Annotated in this window: 4 protein-coding genes; all 4 read left to right on the plus strand. The window is 66.7% G+C overall.

Features of this window, described 5'->3' with window-relative positions:
- Positions 1-426 precede the first annotated feature (426 nt).
- A complete protein-coding gene (locus tag G3N99_RS33265) occupies positions 427-933 on the plus strand; it encodes a cupin domain-containing protein (protein ID WP_206124493.1) in 507 nt (168 codons plus the stop codon).
- A 185-nt stretch (positions 934-1,118) separates the two neighbouring features.
- Positions 1,119-2,144: a DedA family protein/thiosulfate sulfurtransferase GlpE gene (locus tag G3N99_RS33270; RefSeq protein ID WP_041493311.1), complete on the plus strand. Its 1,026-nt coding sequence runs from the start codon at positions 1,119-1,121 to the stop codon at positions 2,142-2,144.
- A 443-nt stretch (positions 2,145-2,587) separates the two neighbouring features.
- A complete protein-coding gene (locus tag G3N99_RS33275; protein WP_043183686.1) occupies positions 2,588-3,970 on the plus strand; it encodes an amino acid permease in 1,383 nt (460 codons plus the stop codon).
- Between the two features lie 218 nt (positions 3,971-4,188).
- The gene (locus tag G3N99_RS33280; protein WP_206124494.1) at positions 4,189-5,124 is read left to right on the plus strand and encodes a universal stress protein; all 936 of its coding nucleotides are present in this window, start codon (positions 4,189-4,191) and stop codon (positions 5,122-5,124) included.
- Positions 5,125-5,620 lie beyond the last annotated feature (496 nt).

Raw genomic sequence — 5,620 nt, forward strand, 5'->3', positions numbered from 1 at the left:
TCGGTGCTGCTGGTGCGGCACAGCGAGCCCGGCACGTCGGCGGCTGCGTGACGCACGCGGCAAGGCGTTGACGCTGACGCTGGCGCACGGGCGGTCGCCGGCAGCGACGGTATCGCGCATTCGTCGGATGACGGCCGGATGAAACGGAAACGCACGACGCACGGCGTGTGAGCGCGGCTGTTGCGCCTGCCACATCGGCCGGGCGAGGGCGATGCGCCCGACGCGCCCGACGGGCGCAATCGCGTGCCCGCGGTTGCATCCCGACATGCAGTTCTGGCAGCATCGACCGGTATCCGCTTGTTCGCCGCGCGCATGGCCGCGGCGATCGACGCAGCAGCATCCGGCGGCATGCGGTCGCGTTCGCGATGAGCGAAGCGAGGCCGTGCGCCGGGTGCCTGGTTCCTTACCTTACCGACGTCATCCGCCATGCCGATTTCCGCTACCGACCTGATTCGCCAGTTCGACCTGCAGCCGCATCCCGAAGGCGGCTATTTCCGCGAAACCTACCGTGCGACCGATACCGTCGTGCGTCCGGCCGACGGTGCGCCACGCGCCGCGTCGACCGCGATCTACTACCTGTTGTGCGACGGCGCGTATTCGTCGTGGCACCGGATCCGTTCCGACGAAGTCTGGCATTTCTACGCGGGCGACCCGATCGAGGTGTGGGTGCTCGACGAGCGCGACGGGCTGACGATCCACCGGCTCGGCAACCCGCTCACGCATCCGGGCACCGTGTTCCAGGCAGTCGTGCGGGCCGGGAGCTGGTTCGGCGCGCGCTGCGCGTTGCCTGAGCACGTCGCGCTCGTCGGCTGCACGGTGGCGCCGGGCTTCGAGTTCGCGGAATTCGAACTGGCCGACGCAACCGCGCTGGCCGCCGCGTTTCCCGACTACGCGGAACACGTCGGGCAGCTTGCCCAGCGCACCGACATGTGACTGTCACGGCGGTGCAACCCATGGCGCGAAGCCCGTGCCGATGGTGCGTGTTCCGCGCGATCGCGGCCAAACCCGTTTAGAATGCCGTGATGCATCAGGTCGGCCGCGGACGTGCCGCGGCGGCCGTTGCCCAGCCGTACCGACGGCCCCCGTCGCGCGGCTGCATGCCTTCCAGGAGCGCCGCCGTGTGGCACTTTCCCATCGCTATTCCATCGTCGCTCGGCCCATGGGCCGTGTTCGCGAGCGTGTTGATCACGCAGCTCGGCGTGCCGGTGCCCGCCGTGCCGATGCTGATTCTCGGCGGCACGATGGCGGCAATGGGGCAGGCGTCCTGGGTCAGCATGTTCGCGGCGGCGATCGGCGCGACGATGCTGGCCGATTCGCTGTGGTTTTTCATGGGCCGCACGCGCGGCCGGCGCCTGCTGAACGGCCTCGTGCGCTTCTCGCTGTCGCTCGATACCACGCTGCGTTTCGCACGTAACGTGTTCGAAAGATACGGCGCGCCGCTGCTCGTACTGTCCAAATTCCTGCCGGGCCTCGGCCTCGTGTCGGCGCCGCTGCTCGGCACGACCGCGATCGGCGTGGGCGTATTCCTGTTCTGGGATCTGGCCGGTGCGTCGCTGTGGGCCGCGTTCTGGCTGGTTGGCGGCGCGGCCATTCACGACCAGATCGTCCAGTTCGTGCTGTGGGTGCGCGCGAGCGGCGGCACGATCCTCGATGCGTTCCTCGCGATCTTCATCACGTTCCTGCTGTACCGCTGGGTGCGCCGCGTGCAGTTCCGTCGCTATCTCGCGCAGGTCCGCATCTCGCCGCCGCAGCTCGTCGAAATGATGACGTCGGACGAGCCGCCGCTGATCTTCGACGCGCGGCCAAAGGCGATTCGCGAGCGCGAACCGTACCGGATCGCCGGCGCGGTGCCGGTCGATCTCGATTCGCCGGACCTGCTCGACCCGGAAATGCTGAAGCGGCCGATCGTCGTCTATTGCGTGTGCCCGAACGAAGCGACCGCGAAGCGCCTGATCGCGAAAATGCAGCGCAAGAAGATGATCCACAACATCCGCGCGCTGAAGGGCGGCCTCGATGCATGGGAGAAGCACGGCTATCCGGTCGAGCCGATGCCGGCCGATCTCGATGCATCGCGTTATTTCGTGCGTCCGGATCACGGTGCAATCGAAGGCGAATATACGGTGCGCGCAACGCTGTCGAAATAAATCCGCGCGGAAGCGTCACGCGCATTCGAATTCCATCACCGGTTTCACCCGTCGCGATTTCCACGAAAATCGACTGGCGTGAAACCACTGATCCTCCATATAATCCCGCCTGCATATTGCGTGCGCCTGATCGCGCACATTCGACGCGTGTTCGTTCGCGCCGAAAGCGATTGATCCCGTCGCCGTCCGTCACGCGCACAGCCGCGTCACACGGGCCGCGCGGGCGTATTCCGTGAAAGGCCCGATCCGTTTTCCGGATTGTTCCGGAAAATGCGGATAATCCGCGGCGATTCCCATCGGATTGACGCAGTATCCGTGTCGTTTCTTATTTAGAAAATGACGGCGGAGATTATTTCGTTTTCGGCATGCCGGAGTCGGCATGAACGGTCGCGCATTGACATCGACAATGACGGCGGCTCGTTCGCGGCTGCCAGGAGACGGACTTGAAACAACCAGAAGACCAGTTGCATCGTGGGCTGGAAGAACGGCACATCAACCTGATGGCGCTCGGCGCGACGATCGGCGTCGGCCTGTTCCTCGGCTCGGCCACCGCGATTCGCGTCGCCGGCCCGGCCATCCTGCTGACCTACCTGCTGGGCGGCATCGCGATTTTCCTGATCATGCGCGCACTCGGCGAGATGGCGATCGCCAATCCGGTCGCCGGCGCGTTCAGCCGCTACGCACGCGACTACCTCGGGCCGCTCGCCGGCTACCTGACGGGCTGGACCTACTGGTTCGTCTGGATCGTCACCTGCATGGCGGAAATCACGGCGGTCGGCGTCTACATGCACATGTGGTTCCCCGGCGTGCCGAACTGGATCTGGGCGCTCGCGGCACTCATGGCGATGGGCTCGGTGAACTTCATCGCGGTCAAGCTGTACGGCGAATTCGAGTTCTGGTTCGCGCTGATCAAGATCGTCACGATCGTGCTGATGATCATCGGCGGCGGGTTGATGATCGCGTTCGGCATCGGCAACGGCGGTGTCGCGATCGGCCTGTCGAACCTGTGGGCGCATGGCGGTTTCATGCCGAACGGCATCAACGGCGTGATCGCCGCGTTGCCGATCGTGATGTTCGCGTATCTCGGCGTCGAGATGCTCGGCCTCACCGCCGGCGAGGCGCGCAACCCGGAGAAGTCGCTGACGAAGGCCGTGAACTCGGTGTTCTGGCGCGTGCTGATTTTCTACATCGGCGCGCTGTTCGTGATCATGTCGCTGTATCCGTGGGACCAGATCGGCACGCAGGGCAGCCCGTTCGTGATGACGTTCTCGCGGCTCGGCATCCCGGCCGCCGCCGGCATCATCAACTTCGTCGTGCTGACCGCGGCGCTGTCGTCGTGCAACAGCGGCCTGTTCAGCACCGCGCGGATGCTCTACAACCTTGCGCAGCAGGGCCAGGCGCCGAGCAAGCTCGGCAAGGTCAACCGCAACGGCGTGCCGGTGTACGGCGTGATCGTGTCGGTCGCGCTGCTGCTGATCGGCGTGCTGCTCAACTATCTCGCGCCGCAGCACGTGTTCACGTGGCTCACGTCGGTGTCGACGTTCGGTGCGATCTGGACATGGTGCGTGATCCTGATCGCGCAGATGCGCTTTCGCCGCACGCTGTCGGCTGACAAGATCGCGCGCCTGCCGATCCGCGTGCCGTTCTATCCGCTCGGTTCGTTCGTCGCGCTCGGCTTTCTCGTGCTGGTCGTCGTGCTGATGGCGTTCACGCCCGACACGCGCGTCGCGCTCGTGATCGGGCCGGTATGGATCGTGCTGCTCGGCATCACGTATGCGCTGTTCTACGCGAACCGTCCGGCGGCATCGGTGCCGACGAAATCGTAAGCGGCACGGGCAGGGGCCCGCGCGACGCTTGATCGCGATCATGCACGCGCGGGCCGGACGACCTATGCTGAACGAATCGATTGTCCGCGCTTCGCGTGGCAACCCGCCGATCCCAGTGACCGCCGCGGCCGCGGCGGCTGTCCGGCCGCCGTGCGCCGCTTCCGCGCGAAGCTCCCGTCGTCGTTCCGCGACGACGCGCACGCACGGAGGCCTTCGCCATGCAGCCTGCCCCGCCCATCCCGACGCTTGCGCGGATCGCGCTGGCCGTCGATCCGACGCCCGAATCGCTGTCCGCCGCGCGCTATGCGCGCACGCTGCTGCATCCCGGCATGCGATTGCGCATCGTCTGCGCGATCGACAACCCGCGCCTGGTTTTGCCCGACATCCCGCGCATCGACGCACTGCTGACGTCCGCGCGCGAGGACCTGATGCGCGAGGCGCAAGCCATCAACGAACGGATCGCGGCGTTGTTCGCCGACAGCGGCATCGAGGTCGAGCAGGCCATCATCGACACGTCGGTGACGGGCGGTTCGGTGGCCGATGCATTGGTGAGCGACACGTCGGCATGGCGTGCGGATGTGCTGATGGTCGGCGCGAATCCGCATCACGGGCTGCTGCGGCTCGTCGAAGGCGCGATGTCGGACACGCTGACGACGCGCGCGCGCTGCGCACTGCTGATCGTGCCTGCCGCCTATGCGCGGCCGTCGGACGGCAGCCTGCAGCGGTTGATGTTCGCGGTCGACGGCAGCGAGCCGTCGCTGCACGCGGTGCGCGTCGGGCTCGGCTTCGCGGCGCCGACGACGTTGCTGTACGCGGCCTACGTGATCGATCGCGCGGTTCGTCTGACGGATATCGTGCCGGTGCGCGCGCTCGAGGATGCGTATCGCGCGGAGGGCGAGGATGCGCTTGCGAAGATCGGCCCGCTGTTCCATGCGACCGGGAACCCGACCAAGCGCGGTGTCGTCGAAACCCGCCCGACCAGCGACGACGTGGCCCATGCACTGATGCGCGACGCCGTGCACTGGCGTGCCGAACTGCTGGTGGTCGGCACGCATGGCCGGCGCGGCATCGCTGCGTGGCTGATCGGCAGCGTCGCGCGTCGCGTTGCGCATCTCGCGCAGGTGCCCGTGCTGCTCGTGCGCGGTGCCGAATAAATCGCACGATGTCGCGATCGAAGCAGGCTCGGGTTGACCTGCATCAGAAACGGCGCGCCTCGCGCGTGAGACATTGACGGAACATCCGGCGACGCAGCCGGTCTGTCGTGCAGGGGCCGCGCAGCGACGCAGCAACACGCGTGCTAAAGGCTGCGATCGACGGTGCATGCACAGCCGTCACATCAATTTCCGGAGCCGCGACGTGCGATGCACGGTGCGTCATCCGACCGAGAACTCTCTGGCACGAGGGTAGGCAGCTACGGTTGCCTTGGAGGACGGGCGGGGTGCAAAGCACCCCGTCCGCTTTCCGCGTTCGTGTTGTAGTTGGCCCCGTCTGGATTGCTTTCCCCGCAGGAATCGTCGTCATTGCGGCCGTGTCGAACGGCGCGTCATGATGCGTGATGGCGCGCGGCGGCGCCGATGCGGATCGGTGAGGGTCGCGGCAGGCGCGCCGCTGCCGTGCAGGCACGGCGTGCGGCAGGTGCTGCCGACGTTG

The organism is Burkholderia sp. Ac-20392 (genome assembly GCF_017104585.1).
Classification (GTDB): domain Bacteria; phylum Pseudomonadota; class Gammaproteobacteria; order Burkholderiales; family Burkholderiaceae; genus Burkholderia; species Burkholderia lata.